The 12,535-nt window shown below is 74.8% G+C and carries 12 protein-coding genes; 8 read left to right on the top strand and 4 right to left on the bottom strand.

What is annotated here, in order from left to right; translation table 11 throughout:
• Window positions 1–10: 10 nt before the first annotated feature.
• The 7 genes from recG (at window position 11) to MNZ27_RS08075 (ending at window position 7,929) form a co-directional block, all read left to right on the top strand.
• Window positions 11–2,890, top strand: coding sequence for an ATP-dependent DNA helicase RecG (recG, locus tag MNZ27_RS08105; RefSeq protein ID WP_242393539.1), 2,880 nt, complete (start codon window positions 11–13; stop codon window positions 2,888–2,890).
• Between the two features lie 92 nt (window positions 2,891–2,982).
• Window positions 2,983–3,453, top strand: a complete 471-nt coding sequence (locus tag MNZ27_RS08100) for a hypothetical protein (RefSeq protein ID WP_242393538.1) — start codon at window positions 2,983–2,985, stop codon at window positions 3,451–3,453.
• A 56-nt stretch (window positions 3,454–3,509) separates the two neighbouring features.
• The gene (locus tag MNZ27_RS08095) at window positions 3,510–4,715 is read left to right on the top strand and encodes an aminotransferase class I/II-fold pyridoxal phosphate-dependent enzyme (protein WP_242393537.1); all 1,206 of its coding nucleotides are present in this window, start codon (window positions 3,510–3,512) and stop codon (window positions 4,713–4,715) included.
• A gap of 2 nt (window positions 4,716–4,717) precedes the next feature.
• Window positions 4,718–6,076: a threonine synthase gene (gene thrC, locus MNZ27_RS08090; RefSeq protein WP_242393536.1), complete on the top strand. Its 1,359-nt coding sequence runs from the start codon at window positions 4,718–4,720 to the stop codon at window positions 6,074–6,076.
• 12 nt (window positions 6,077–6,088) lie between these two features.
• On the top strand, window positions 6,089–6,475 hold the full coding sequence (locus MNZ27_RS08085; protein ID WP_242393535.1) for a hypothetical protein: 387 nt from the start codon (window positions 6,089–6,091) through the stop codon (window positions 6,473–6,475).
• Window positions 6,472–7,143 (top strand): dTMP kinase, encoded by a 672-nt coding sequence (gene tmk, locus MNZ27_RS08080; protein WP_242393534.1) that lies wholly within the window; start codon window positions 6,472–6,474, stop codon window positions 7,141–7,143. The genes MNZ27_RS08085 and tmk overlap by 4 nt, the downstream gene beginning before the upstream one ends.
• Before the next feature lie 36 nt (window positions 7,144–7,179).
• Window positions 7,180–7,929, top strand: coding sequence for a competence/damage-inducible protein A (locus MNZ27_RS08075; RefSeq protein WP_242393533.1), 750 nt, complete (start codon window positions 7,180–7,182; stop codon window positions 7,927–7,929).
• A gap of 330 nt (window positions 7,930–8,259) precedes the next feature.
• Here the strand turns inward: MNZ27_RS08075 and MNZ27_RS08070 are convergent, their stop codons facing one another.
• Both MNZ27_RS08070 and MNZ27_RS08065 read right to left on the bottom strand, forming a co-directional pair.
• A complete protein-coding gene (locus tag MNZ27_RS08070) occupies window positions 8,260–9,159 on the bottom strand; it encodes a hypothetical protein (protein ID WP_242393532.1) in 900 nt (299 codons plus the stop codon).
• Between the two features lie 503 nt (window positions 9,160–9,662).
• A complete protein-coding gene (locus tag MNZ27_RS08065) occupies window positions 9,663–9,827 on the bottom strand; it encodes a hypothetical protein (RefSeq protein WP_242393531.1) in 165 nt (54 codons plus the stop codon).
• A gap of 88 nt (window positions 9,828–9,915) precedes the next feature.
• Between MNZ27_RS08065 and MNZ27_RS08060 the strand changes: the two genes are divergently transcribed.
• Window positions 9,916–10,761, top strand: coding sequence for a cytochrome c (locus MNZ27_RS08060; RefSeq protein WP_242393530.1), 846 nt, complete (start codon window positions 9,916–9,918; stop codon window positions 10,759–10,761).
• A 34-nt stretch (window positions 10,762–10,795) separates the two neighbouring features.
• Here the strand turns inward: MNZ27_RS08060 and MNZ27_RS08055 are convergent, their stop codons facing one another.
• Window positions 10,796–11,203, bottom strand: coding sequence for a hypothetical protein (locus MNZ27_RS08055; protein ID WP_242393529.1), 408 nt, complete (start codon window positions 11,201–11,203; stop codon window positions 10,796–10,798).
• A 217-nt stretch (window positions 11,204–11,420) separates the two neighbouring features.
• On the bottom strand, window positions 11,421–12,535 hold a 1,115-nt coding region (locus MNZ27_RS08050), incomplete at its 5' end, for a lysophospholipid acyltransferase family protein (protein WP_242393528.1).

Here is a 12,535-nt window from a genome sequence, read left to right as displayed (position 1 = left end):
GCGTCGGCCCGTGGAGCGGAGGGACGGCGGCTGCGGCGGGGAGGGAGCGGGGGCGGGGGAGCTCCCCGGCCTCGCCGCCGCGCGCGCGCTCGAGGCGCTCATCCCGCCGCTCCGGTTCGCCGCCGCGAACGGCTTCGCCGGCGCGAGCCGGCTCGTCGCGTTCGGCGACACGCTCCGGGAGGCCGTCGCGCGCGCCCGCGGCCTCGGCGCGGCGGACACGCCCGCGCTGCGCCGGCTCGAGGCGGAGGCGGCGGGCTTCGATGCGCTGGCCGGGGCGGCGCGCAAGCAGGCGATCGCCCGCATCACCGCCGACGTCGCCGCGCTCGTGCCGGTCCCGGAGGAGCTGCGGGCCGTGGCGCGGGCGGGGAGGGTCGTGGTCGGCGGCTCGCGGGCGAGCAGGGAGCAGGTCTCGGAGAAGGGGCCTCGAGCGCCGGGCGGCGGGCGTCAGGGGGAGCACGCGGCCGGCGGCGCGAGCGCGACCGTCCCTCCGGTCGCGGCGAGCAGACCTCCCGCGCGTGGGGGCGAATCTCGGGGGCAGCACGGTGCCTCGCCCTTCGACTCCGCGCCGCGCCCAGGGCGCGGCGCTACGCTCAGGGCGAGCGGGGCGACCGCGACGATGGGGGCGAGCGCGCCCGCGGCCCCGACCGAAACCTTCGCCGCGAGGAGCGGGCGTCGTGCCTCCGGCGGCGACGGGCCCGAGGGGGAGACCGCCGACCCGGGCACGGAGCTCGGGCCCCCTCGCAAGCCTTGGCAGCCGCTCCCGGACGCGCAGACGGCCGAGGAGCGCGCCCGGCGTCGCGCCCTGCTCGCGACGCGGCTCGCGGACCTCCCGCGCGCCCACCCCGCGCCCCGGGCCCAGCTCGAGGAGCGCGGCTACCTCACGGCGGAGGACGCGCTCGAGTTCTGGCCGAAGGCGTACCAGGACCGGACCCGGGTCCGCCGGATCTCCGAGCTCACGCTCGGCGACGAGGCGAGCGTGCTCGGCACCGTCACCCACGTCCGCGTCCAGCGGATGCGCAACGGTCGCCCGCTCCTCAAGGTCGGCGTCGCCGAGGCCGGCTCCGCCCTCGAGCTCGTCTTCTTCAACCCGCCGCCCTGGCGCCTCAAGCAGTTCCAGGCGGGCGAGTCGCTCCTGTGCTCGGGCAAGGTCACCGAGGGCTTCGGGGCACGGCGGCAGATGAGCCAGCCCGAGGTGGAGAAGGTCCAGGCCGGCGACTCGGCGAACTTCGGCCTGATCGTCCCGGTGTACGCGGGGCCCGCCGACTACCAGCACCCCGCGCTCCGCAAGCTCGTGAAGCGGCTGGTGGACGACGTGGCGCCCGCCGCGGTGGACGACGTGCCGCCGGCGATCCGGGAGCGCCGCGGCCTCCTCGGCCGCGCCCGGGCGCTCCGCGAGGCACACTTCCCGCCCCCCGGCACGGACGTCGCCCTCGCCGCCGAGCGCGCCACGCCGGCGTTCCGACGGCTCGTCTTCGAGGAGCTGTTCTTCCTCCAGCTCGCGCTGGCGCTCCGCCGCCGGGGCGTGCGCGCCGAGCCGGGGATCGCCTTCGACGCCTCGCCGGAGGCGCTCGCCCGCGCCGTCGCGCCGCTCCCGTTCCGGCTCACGGGCGCGCAGGAGCGGGCGCTCGCCGAGATCGCCCGCGACATGGCGCGGCCCGAGCCGATGAACCGGCTCCTCCAGGGCGACGTGGGCAGCGGCAAGACCGCCGTCGCCTTCGCCGCGATGATGCTGGCGGTCCAGTCCGGCTATCAGGCGGCCCTGATGGTGCCCACCGAGATCCTGGCGGAGCAGCACGCGCGGACGCTCGCGGGCTGGCTCGCGGGGAGCGGGATCGAGATCGCGCTGGTCGGCGCGGCGGCGCGCGGGAAGGGGCAGCGCGAGGCCCGGGCGGCGGTGGCGGCGGGCCGGGCGCGGATCGCGGTGGGGACCCACGCGCTCCTCGAGGAGGACGTCGAGTTCGAGCGGCTCGGCCTCGCGGTGGTGGACGAGCAGCACCGGTTCGGCGTGCGGCAGCGCGCGTCGCTCATCTCGAAGGGCCGGCGCCCGGACGTGCTCGTGATGACGGCGACCCCCATCCCGCGCACCCTCGCCCTGGCGTTCTACGGCGACCTCGACCAGTCGAAGATCGGCGAGCTCCCCCCGGGCCGGACGCCGGTCGCGACGAAGCTCTTCGGCGACTCGCAGCGCAGGGCCGCCTACGACCTCGCGCGGAGGGAGCTCGAGGCCGGGCGCCAGGCGTACGTCGTGTACCCGCTCGTCGAGGAGTCGGAGAAGAGCGACCTCGCCGACGCGACCACCGGCGCGGCGGACCTCGCGAAGGTCTTCGCCGGGCACGCGGTGGGGCTCCTCCACGGGCGGATGAAGACGGAGGAGAAGCAGGCGGTGATGGCGCGGTTCCGCGCCGGCGAGCTGGCCGTGCTGGTCGCGACCACGGTGATCGAGGTGGGGGTGGACGTCCCGAACGCGACGGTGATGATCGTCGAGCACGCCGAGCGGTTCGGGCTCTCCCAGCTCCACCAGCTCCGCGGCCGGGTCGGGCGCGGCGCGGAGCGCAGCCACTGCCTCCTCGTGGCGCACTTCAAGCGGGCCGGCGACGAGGCCCGCGAGCGGCTCCGGGCGATGGAGCGGACGCAGGACGGCTTCGAGATCGCCCGGGTCGATCTCCGGATCCGCGGCCCCGGCGAGCTGCTCGGCACTCGCCAGTCGGGGCAGCGGCTCCTCGAGATCGCAGACCTCTATCGCGACGAGGCGATCCTCGAGGAGGCGCGCGAGGAGGCGTTCGCGCTCGTCGAGGCCGATCCCGACCTCGGCCGGCCCGAGCACGCGCCGGCCCGCGAGGCGCTCGCCGGGCGCTGGGCCGGGCGGCTGTCCCTCGCACGCATCGGGTGACCGCCCGGCCGCCGCGCTCGCAGACGGTCCGTGCAGCGCGCACGTGGTTCCGGTCCTGACCGCGGCCGCCGGGTGCGGTACACTCCGTCCCGATGATCGTCTGCCCCGTCTGCGAGCACGCCCAGGCCCAGGGCGCCGAGTGCGAGGTCTGCGGGCGCAGCTTCGGCCGCGCCGCCGTCCGCCCGCTCGTCACCCCGCTCGAGGGGATGGAGACCAGCCGGCTGCCCGCCGGCGCGGACGTGGCCACGTCGCCGCTCCTCGGGCTCGAGTCCACGGCGATGGCGCCCGTGGACGCCGACGCGCCGGCGTTCCCCGACCTCGAGCGGACCGCCGCCGGGATCCCCGGCGACGGCCCGACGCCGTTCCCGGCCCAGGTCGTCTGCCGGTACTGCCGGACGCCCGCCGCTCCCGGACAGCGCCTGTGCGGGCGCTGCGGCATGCGCCTCCCGGTCATCGCGAGCGCGGCGCCGGCCCCCGAGGCCGAGTCGCCGCGCCTCTGCAGCTGCGGCGCCCCCGTCTCCGGAGCCCTGTGCCCATCCTGCGGCGCCCGGCTCGCTCGCTAGCACCTCCTCCGCTCTTGCCAAGCGCCCTCGCACCCGGCAAATTGGCCAGTCCCGTCATGAAAACTTTCAACGACCCCGAGGTCTTCGCGCGCGTCAAGCGCCTGCCGCTGTACGTGTTCACCATCACGGATCGCTTCCGCGACGAGGCGATCGCCCGCGGCGTGGACGTGGTGGACTTCTCGATGGGAAACCCGGACACCCCGACGCCGCAGCGGATCGTGGACCGGCTCGAGGCGGCCGCCCGGGAGCCGCGCTACCACCGGTACCTGAACCCGCGCGGTCTCCCCGAGCTGCGCGCGGCCGCGGCCCGCTGGTTCAAGCGCCGCCACGGCGTCGAGCTGGACCCGGAGCGCGAGGTGCTCATCTCGATCGGGTCCAAGGAGGGGATCGGGCACGCGCTCATGGCGATGCTCTCCGAGGGCGACACCGTGCTCGCCCCGTCGCCGACGTACCCGATCCACGCCTTCGGCGCGGTCCTCGCCGGCGCCGAGTCGGTCCCGGTGACCGTCGGCCCGGGCGTGGACTTCTTCGAGTCGCTCGTCGAGGCCACCGAGAAGGCCGAGCGGCGGCCGAAGGGCATCGTGGTGAACTTCCCGGCGAACCCCACCGCCGCGGTGGCGACGCCCGAGCTCTTCGAGAAGATCGTCCGGTTCGCCGAGGCGCGGGATCTGTTCATCGTCTCCGACCTCGCCTACAGCGACATCGTGTTCGACGGGCAGAAGACCCCGTCGATGCTCGCCGTCCCCGGCGCGCGGGAGCGGACGCTCGAGTTCATGTCGCTCTCGAAGAGCTACAGCATGCCGGGCTGGCGCGTCGGCTTCTGCGGCGGCAGCGCCACCCTGGTCGCCGCCGCGGCCCGCGTGAAGAGCTACCTCGACTACGGGCTCTTCGGCGCCGTGCAGCAGGCGGCCGTCACCGCGCTCGACGAGTGCGACGACGAGGTGGTGCAGATCCGCGACCGGTACCACCGGCGGCGCGACGCGCTGGTCCGGCACTTCGGCGAGGCCGGCTGGAAGATCCCGCCCCCCGCCGCGAGCATGTTCGCCTGGGCGCCGATCCCGGAGCCCTTCCGGCACCTCGGCTCGCTCGAGTTCGCGAAGCGGCTCATCGACGAGGCGGGCGTCGCCGTCGCGCCGGGCATCGGCTTCGGCAAGGCGGGCGACGGCTTCGTCCGGATCGCGCTCATCGTGGACGAGCCGCGGGTTCAGCTCGCCGCCGAGCGCATCCAGCGGTTCCTCCAGAAGGGCCCGGGCGGGAAGTAGCGATGGCGGAGCCCGTCTTCTCGGCCTGGTTCCGCTGCGCCGGCGGCTGCGACTTCCGCGCCGCGCTCACCGACGTCGTCTACTCGTGCCCCCGCTGCGGCGGGCTCCTCGAGGTCGAGCACGATCGCGCCGCCTTGGCGGGCCGTTCGGCGGACGAGTGGAAGGCCCTCTTCGACGGCCGCTTCAAGCTGGGGCGCTGGCCGTACGGCTCGGGGGTGTGGGGCAAGAAGGAGTGGGTCTACCCCCAGCTCGCCGACGAGAACGTCGTGTCGATGTTCGAGGGCGGCAGCCCGCTGCTCCGGATCGATCGGTACGCCCGCGAGCTCGGCCTCGACGACGTGTGGCTGAAGGAGTGCGGCGTCACGCACACCGGGTCCTTCAAGGACCTCGGGATGACCGTGCTCGTCTCCGCCGTGAAGGAGATGCGCGCGCGCGGCGGCACGGTCCGGGCGGTCGCGTGCGCGTCCACGGGCGACACCTCGGCGGCGCTCTCCGCGTACTGCGCGGCGGCCGGGATCCCCAGCGTGGTCCTGCTGCCGCGCGGCAAGATCTCGACGGCGCAGCTCGTCCAGCCGATCTCGAACGGCGCGCTCGTCCTCGAGCTCGACACCGACTTCGACGGCTGCATGGCCGTCGTGCGGCAGCTCGCCGAGACGAAGGACATCTACCTCGCGAACTCGATGAACTCGCTCCGCATCGAGGGGCAGAAGACCGCCTCGATCGAGATCGCGCAGCAGCTCGGCTGGACGTCGCCGGACTGGATCGTCATCCCGGGCGGGAACCTCGGGAACGCGAGCGCGGTGGGGAAGGGCTTCCAGCTCCTGAAGCAGCTCGGCCTCGTCGAGCGGCTGCCGCGGCTCGTCGTCGCCCAGGCGGAGAACGCGAACCCGCTCTGGCGGGCGACCACCGGCGCGCACGTGCGGCCGACGCCCTCGGTCGAGGTGGAGCCGGTGACGGCGCGGCGGACGCTCGCGTCGGCGATCCAGATCGGCGCGCCGGTCTCCGCGAAGCGGGCGCTCCGCGCCCTCGAGGCGCTCGACGGGATCGTCGAGCAGGCGACCGAGCAGGAGCTCGCGGACGCGGCGGCGCGCGCGGACCGGGCCGGGATGTTCACCTGCCCGCACACCGGCGTGGCGCTCGCCGCCCTCGAGAAGCTCGCCGCGCGCGGCGTCGTGAAGAAGGGGGAGCGGGTGGTGGTGATCTCCACCGCCCACGGCCTCAAGTTCTCCGACTTCAAGGTCGGCTACCACGAGGGCACGCTCGCGGGCGTCACCCCGGCGCTGCGCAACCCGGGCGTGAAGCTCCCCGCGTCCCTCGGCGCGGTCCAGGACGCGATTGCCGCCCGGTTCGGGCGAGGATAGAAACGGCCTCCCATGAGCACCCCCTCGCAGCCCACCGTGCAGCCCGCCGGCGACCCCGTCGCGCTCCGCGCTGAGTACGACGTCCTCGCGAAGCAGCTCGAGACGCGCCGCTCCATCGACTCCGTGCGGCGCAGCCTGTACCTCTTCTTCGCGGGGTTGATCGGGGCCGGGACGAGCTTCAAGCTCGCGTGGGACCGCTGGGGGAAGCTCAAGCCGGGCGCCGTCCGCAAGGTGATCGGCAAGCGCCCGCTCTTCTTCATCGTCGCGGTCGTCGTGACGGTGATCATCCTCTTCTTCGCGATCCGCGCGCTGCTGCAGGCGCGGCGGCTCATGCGCGAGGAGGACGCCCGCTTCGCCCGCCTCCGCGCGCTGCGCGAGACCCTGAGGCTCGATCCGTGAAGCACCGGGGGCGGGGGGCCTCCGGCGCGAGGCGGCGGAGGACCGCCGCCGGCCGCTTCGTCGTCCTCGAGGGGCTGGACGGGGCGGGCACCACCACGCAGGCGAGGCTCCTCGGCGAGCGGCTCCGCGCCGCCGGGCGCCGCGTCCACGTCACCGCGGAGCCGTCCGGCGGGCCCGCGGGGGCGCTCGTCCGGCAGGTGCTCTCGGGCCGGGTCGCCGGCCGCGACGGCCGCGCCTTCGATCCCCGGGCCCTCGCGCTGCTCTTCGCCGCGGACCGGCTCGATCACCACGCCGACGAGATCGCGCCCAAGCTCGCCGCCGGCGTCCAGGTGATCTCGGACCGGTACACGCTCTCGTCCCTCGCGTACCAGGGCGCGGCGTTCGGGGACATGGACTGGGTCGCGGAGATCAACCGGGCCGCCCCCGCGCCGGACCTGACCGTCTTCCTGCGCGTGTCGCCCCGGGTCGCGCTGCCACGCCGGCGGGCCGCCAGCCTCGACCGCGAGATCTTCGAGGTGGACGGGTTCCAGCGGCGGGTCGCCGCGAGCTACGAGCGGGCGCTGGAGGCCCGCCGTGCCGCCGGCGACCGGATCGTCGAGGTGGACGGCGCGCTCGCGGTGGACGCGGTGGCCGAGGCGATCTGGGCGGCGGTCGCGGCGCTCGATTAGGTCCGGAGGAGCGCGCCGCCGGCGCGCGGAGGGAGCATGGCCGACACCCCCACCGCCGCCCTCGTCGTGATCGGGAGCGAGGTCCTCTCGGCGAAGGTGCAGGACGAGAACGGGCCGTATGCCGCCCGACGCCTGCGGGAGCTCGGCGTCCAGCTCCTCGCCGTCCACACCGTGCCGGACCGCGAGGAGGACATCGTCGGGTCGCTCGACCTGCTCCGGCGGCGCGCGGACTGGTGCTTCACCTCCGGCGGGGTCGGCCCGACGCACGACGACCTCACGCCCCGCGCCGTCGCCCGCGCTTTCGGCCGCCGCGTCGGTCGGTCCGCGGCGCTCGCGGACGGCATCCGGGCGATGTACCGGGCGCACCACGGCGGCGCCGAGCCGCCCGACGCCGCCCTCCGGATGGCGGACGTGCCCGAGGGGACGCGCCTGCTCGGCGACCCCGGGTACCCGACGCTCGCGGTGGAGAACGTCGTGATGCTCCCCGGCGTGCCGCGCTTCTTCCGGTACCAGCTCGACGCCATCGCGCCGCTGCTGCAGGCCCCGCCCTGGCGCCTCGCCTCGGTGTTCCTCTCGATCGGCGAGGAGGTCTTCGCGCCCGCCCTCGACGCCGTCGTCGCCGCGCACCCCGCGGTCGAGATCGGGAGCTACCCCCGGTTCGACGGCGCCGACCACAAGGTGAAGCTCACCGTCGAGTCGAAGGACCTCGCCGCCGTCCAGGCCGCGCTCGCCGCGCTCCTCGCTGCACTCCCCGCCGACGGGGTCGTGCGGGTCGAGGGACCGTGACGCCCCGCCCCCCGCCCCGACCGAGAGTAGTGCGGGGAAGGATGACGAAGGGACCGCGCACGACGGGCCAGATCAGTCCCCGCCCCGACCGAGAGTAGTGCGGGGAAGGAGGACGAAGGGACTGCACAAACGATGGCCCGGATCGGGGTCCGGGAGCGGAATGGCGAGGCAAGACTCCCTAACGAGACGCAATGAGCGCCGGGAATAGCGCACAACGAGAGCCCGAACGCCATCCAAGGTGCTCGAACGCTGGTGTGGCGATGTGCGCTATCCCGCGGCGGCTCATCGGGAGAGTCGGCGGGGCCTGCGTTGACTGGTGGAGCGATGGAGCTATCCGCATGCCTCGCCGCACAGCGCGGCGTGCTGGACGCGCATGAGCCACGTGCCGGGGGGAAAGAGGACGTTGCGTACGCCCGCCCTCCAGAACTCGAGCGCCTTCCGGTAGGCCCATCCGAACTCCTCGAGCCGCTGGAGGGCCTCGATCCGCTTCCACTTGGTTCGGCACGCGACTCGAGGATTGAGCCCCCGCCGCGGCTCGCCGGGAGCGGGGCGCGCGTAGGGCTTCTGGGCGAGGACGCGGGCTGCGCCGAGGAAGGAGCGGCCTTCACCCGCGAGCTCCGCCGCTGCGCGGTCCTCGGCGTCGCGCAGTTCCTTGCCCAGCCGCTCGGGGAAGGCGGCGTCCGACTCGAACCCGGGAGGCCTGTGGAGCTGGAGGCTCACCGAGGCCGGCATGCGGCCCATCTTGCGGAAGAACTCTGTCGGCCGCTCGGCGATGATCGGCTCTCCGCCGATCAGGGCGGGATCGGACCAGAGCCCCGGCCACTCCAGGCCGCGGCGAACGAGACCGGCGGCGACGGGATTCGCGAGGACGTAGACCAACTTCTCGATGACCGCGTTGTCGTTCTCGAGCCGGACGGCGCTGTAGCTGTCTCGCTCCCAGAAGCCGTCCCACCGGCCGAGGGAGCAGTTCATCGCCCGGGCGACCAGGCCGTCGAGGTAGCGGTGGAACTCGGGGAGCCGGGCGTGCGGGTCGGTTACGACCAGGTGGAAGTGGGTCGAGAGCACGCAGAACGCGTGCACCTGGATCTCGTACCGGTTCGCGGCGAGTGCGAGGACGTACAGGAAGATGGCGTCGGTCTTCCTCGACGGCCGGAGGAAGAAGCGGCGTTCCGAGCAACGGCGCGTGACGAGATAGGTGGTGCCCTCGAAAAGTTGCCTGGGCGCGGTCATGCCCGAGGCCCAGGGCAACCGGCGTGCCGAGGAGGAATCGCCGGAAGTCCGGACTTGGGCAGGCGGCGGCCGTCCGCGCGGCGGACGCGTGGTCCGCGAAAGCTTCTCTCGGTCGGGCGTCGCGGGGCAACCGGCGTGCCGAGGAGGAATCGCCGGAAGTCCGGACTTGGGCAGGCGGCGGCCGTCCGCGCGGCGGACGCGTGGTCCGCGAAAACTTCTCTCGGTCGGGCGCGGGCGTGGTCGTGCACGCGCGACGCTCGAGCCCGGGAAGCCGATCTGCCTCGCGGTGACGGGCGGAAAGCCGGGGGTGATCCTCCCGGGCTTGTCCACCTCGACGATGTTCACCTTCAACGAGTGCGACGCGCGGGTAACCCGCACCTTCGCCGGGTTGCAGCCGGGCGCCGCGCGAAACCGTCGCGGCGCGCACGCATGGTCCCTCGGGCGAGGACGTCTAGACAGTTGTCCGGCTCGGCCGCGCGGGCGGCGCGGCGCGGCCCGACGCGCTACACCTCGAAGCGGTCGATCTTCCCGACCTTCTGGAGGATCTCCAGCGCCCCCTTCGTCGCCTTCTCCTTGTCGTTGCCCTGGAGCTTGACGATGAGTGGCGCCGCGGAGGGGACGATCACGGCGACGGCCCAGTTTCCGCCGAGATCCTTGTCGACGGTCACCCGGCATTCCATGCTTCCGATGAAGGCGCGTGCCATGCTGGATCGCTCCACGGTGAAGGGGACCGGGAACATAGCCCAAAGACCGCTCATGAAAAAGGCCATCGCAACGCTCCTCCTCGGCTTCGCCGGCTGCTCCGCCGGACCCCGGCTGCCGGCCGGCCCGCCTCGCGGCGAGACGGTCCTCGAGGTCCGCGGGGCCGTGAAGGGCGGCCCGTTCCGGCTCGGGAAGGCCGACCTCGACGCGCTGCCGCACCGGAAGGTGGAGGGGATGGATCCGGCCACCTCGCGGACGGCGGTCTGGGAGGGGCCGGAGCTGGCGCAGCTCGCGATCGAGCGGGTCGAGCTGGTCAAGGGGGCCGACACCGCCGTGATCCGCACCGCCGATCGGCGGGCGGTCCCGATCCCGCTCACCTTCGTGCGCATGCTGCGCCCGGTGCTGGCGGACCGCGCCGACGGGGTCCCCATCCCGGACACGGTCGTGGCGTGGCCGGGGGCGGACCAGCGGGCGCTGCTCACGGATCCCCGCGCCCGGCAGTGGTGGGCGCACGACGTGGTCGCGATCGAGATCGTGAACGGGTACACCACGTTCGGTCGGGCGCTGGCGGTCCCGTACGGCGCCCCCGAGGGCGCGCGCCCCGGGGCGGACCACTTCGGCGCCCGCTGCACCGCCTGTCACCGGCTGCGGAAGGCGGGGGGAGAGGTCGGGCCCGACCTGACCCGGGTCGCGGATCGCATCGCGCCGACGACCTTCACGGCGCTGCTCGCCAGCCACCCGGGCTGGGCGGACACGCCGGAGAACCCGCCCGGCGAGCTCGCGGCGCGCCAGGTCTGGGCGTTCCTGCGGTCGGTGGCGGCGGTGGAGGCCGGCAAGGCCGACCTGCCCGAGGCGCCGCCCGAGAAGGAGCCGGAGCGGCGGGGGCGGGCAGGGTACTGAAGGAAGGAAGCGTTGGCGACCAGGGCCCGATCCGTCAGACCGCCCAGATGTACCCGATGTGCACCCCGACGAGCTCCGCGATCTGCTTCGCGATCGTCCGCCCGTCGCGCCCGGCGATCCACCGCGGGAGCACGACGTGGAACTCGCCGCCGGTGAGCTCGGCGGCGGAGGCGAAGAGCTGCCACCGGCTCGCCACCTCCTCGAGCGCCACCGGTCCGGGCGAGAGCACGTCCAGGAACGTCGGCTTGGGGGCCTCGCACGAGAGGCTGGGCCGGTGATCGCGCATCGCGCCGTGGATCACCTCGGGGACCTCCCACCCAGGGAGATCCGCGCGGACGCCCCGGTAGCCGGCGAGCGGGAGGGTCTCGGCCATGAGGCGGATGAACGCCTCCTTGTGGACGTCCGCCGCGGCCGTGGGCTCGAAGGTCGTCGTCTCGAGCATCTTCCCCTCCCTCCTCCGGGCACCCTGCGCTGGCCCGGCCCCTCGCCGTCGTTCCTCCCTTTCATGAGGGTGGTGCTCGCCGTCGCGGCACGCATCCCCTGCCGCGGCGTGCGTTCGCGTCGAGCGGACCGACGAGATGACGCACCCGGTCGCGCTCGCTACGCGCTCCGGCGCGCAGGCGGCGGTCGTGGCGGGGGTCGCCGGATCGCGCCCCTCATCACAGGAACACGGAGGTGCGCGCCGCGACGTCCTCGTCGAGCATCGCCTGGAGCGCCGCGCGGACCTGCTCGGTGAGCGCGTTCACGACGGCGGGGTCCTCGGCGGCCGCGGTCCCACGACCGCTGAGGTCGAGCGGAGCGCCGAAGCGGAGCGACCACCGGGCGGGGAGCGGGAGCACCGCCGCGGCGCCGAGGCGGAGCGCGGGGTTCGCCGCGAGGAGCGGCAGGCCCAGCCGCTCGGCGAGCCAGCCGGTCCGGGAGATCCCGGGCGCAGCCTCCTCGCTCCCGACCACGGCGCAGGGCACGATCGTGGCCCCGGCCCGCAGGGCGATCTTCACGAACCCTCCGCGCCCGAAGCGCTGGATGCGGTAGCGGTCGCGCCAGGCCTTCCGGGCCCCGGCGCTCCCCTCCGGGAAGACGCCGAGGACCGCGCCGCCGGAGAGCAGGCGCAGCGCCGCCTCCGGGCGCGAGCGCACCGCGCCGAGCCGGACCGCGAGGCCGCCGATCACGGGCGCGTCCACCTCCCGATCCTCGAGCAGCGGACGGAGCTCCCGGTGCGCCGGATGGTCGCGCCGCAGGGCGTGGCGCAGCACGAGCGCGTCCCAGGGCACGACACCGGCGTGGTTCGCGACGACGATCGCCGGACCGGTCGCGGGGACGTTCTCGATGCCGCGCACCGTGGTGCGCCACCAGCTCGCGTACAGCAGCTCGACCAGCGGGGCCGCCCGCTCGACGAGCAGCGGATCCATCCCGTCGCGGTCGAGCCGCTCCGGCGGCTCGAGCAGCCGCCCCAGGTCCGCGGGGGCGCTCCCGAGCCGGTCCCGGAGCGCCGGCAGGAGCCGCGCCATCGCAGCGCGAAGCTCGTGGGCGCCGGCGGAGACGCCGGCCCGGGCGGCGAGCTCGGCGACGCGCGCCTCGACGCCGTCGAACGCCTCCTCGACCTTGCGCTCGACCTCCACGAGCCGGTCGCGGGCGGCGCCCTGGCCGCGGGGCTCGCCGGCGGCGGTCGCGCTCGCGGCCGGGGCGGCGAGCGGCCTCGCGGCCGGAGCGGGCGCGGCGGGCGTCGCATGCATCGCGGCAGGGCGCGGGGGCTCCTCGGTCCGCGTGGCTGAGC

The organism is Anaeromyxobacter oryzisoli, from assembly GCF_022690765.1.
Lineage (GTDB): Bacteria > Myxococcota > Myxococcia > Myxococcales > Anaeromyxobacteraceae > Anaeromyxobacter > Anaeromyxobacter oryzisoli.
This window is presented reverse-complemented; position numbering and strand designations above follow the sequence as displayed.

Bases quoted from the DNA above. Each gene is read 5' to 3' on its own strand.
- MNZ27_RS08100 (WP_242393538.1), top strand. From the start codon at position 2,983: ATGATCGTCTGCCCCGTCTGCGAGCACGCCCAGGCCCAGGGCGCCGAG.
- MNZ27_RS08085 (WP_242393535.1), top strand. From the start codon at position 6,089: ATGAGCACCCCCTCGCAGCCCACCGTGCAGCCCGCCGGCGACCCCGTC.
- thrC (WP_242393536.1), top strand. From the start codon at position 4,718: ATGGCGGAGCCCGTCTTCTCGGCCTGGTTCCGCTGCGCCGGCGGCTGC.
- MNZ27_RS08075 (WP_242393533.1), top strand. From the start codon at position 7,180: ATGGCCGACACCCCCACCGCCGCCCTCGTCGTGATCGGGAGCGAGGTC.
- MNZ27_RS08055 (WP_242393529.1), bottom strand. From the start codon at position 11,203: ATGCTCGAGACGACGACCTTCGAGCCCACGGCCGCGGCGGACGTCCAC.
- MNZ27_RS08070 (WP_242393532.1), bottom strand. From the start codon at position 9,159: ATGACCGCGCCCAGGCAACTTTTCGAGGGCACCACCTATCTCGTCACG.
- MNZ27_RS08095 (WP_242393537.1), top strand. From the start codon at position 3,510: ATGAAAACTTTCAACGACCCCGAGGTCTTCGCGCGCGTCAAGCGCCTG.
- MNZ27_RS08060 (WP_242393530.1), top strand. From the start codon at position 9,916: ATGAAAAAGGCCATCGCAACGCTCCTCCTCGGCTTCGCCGGCTGCTCC.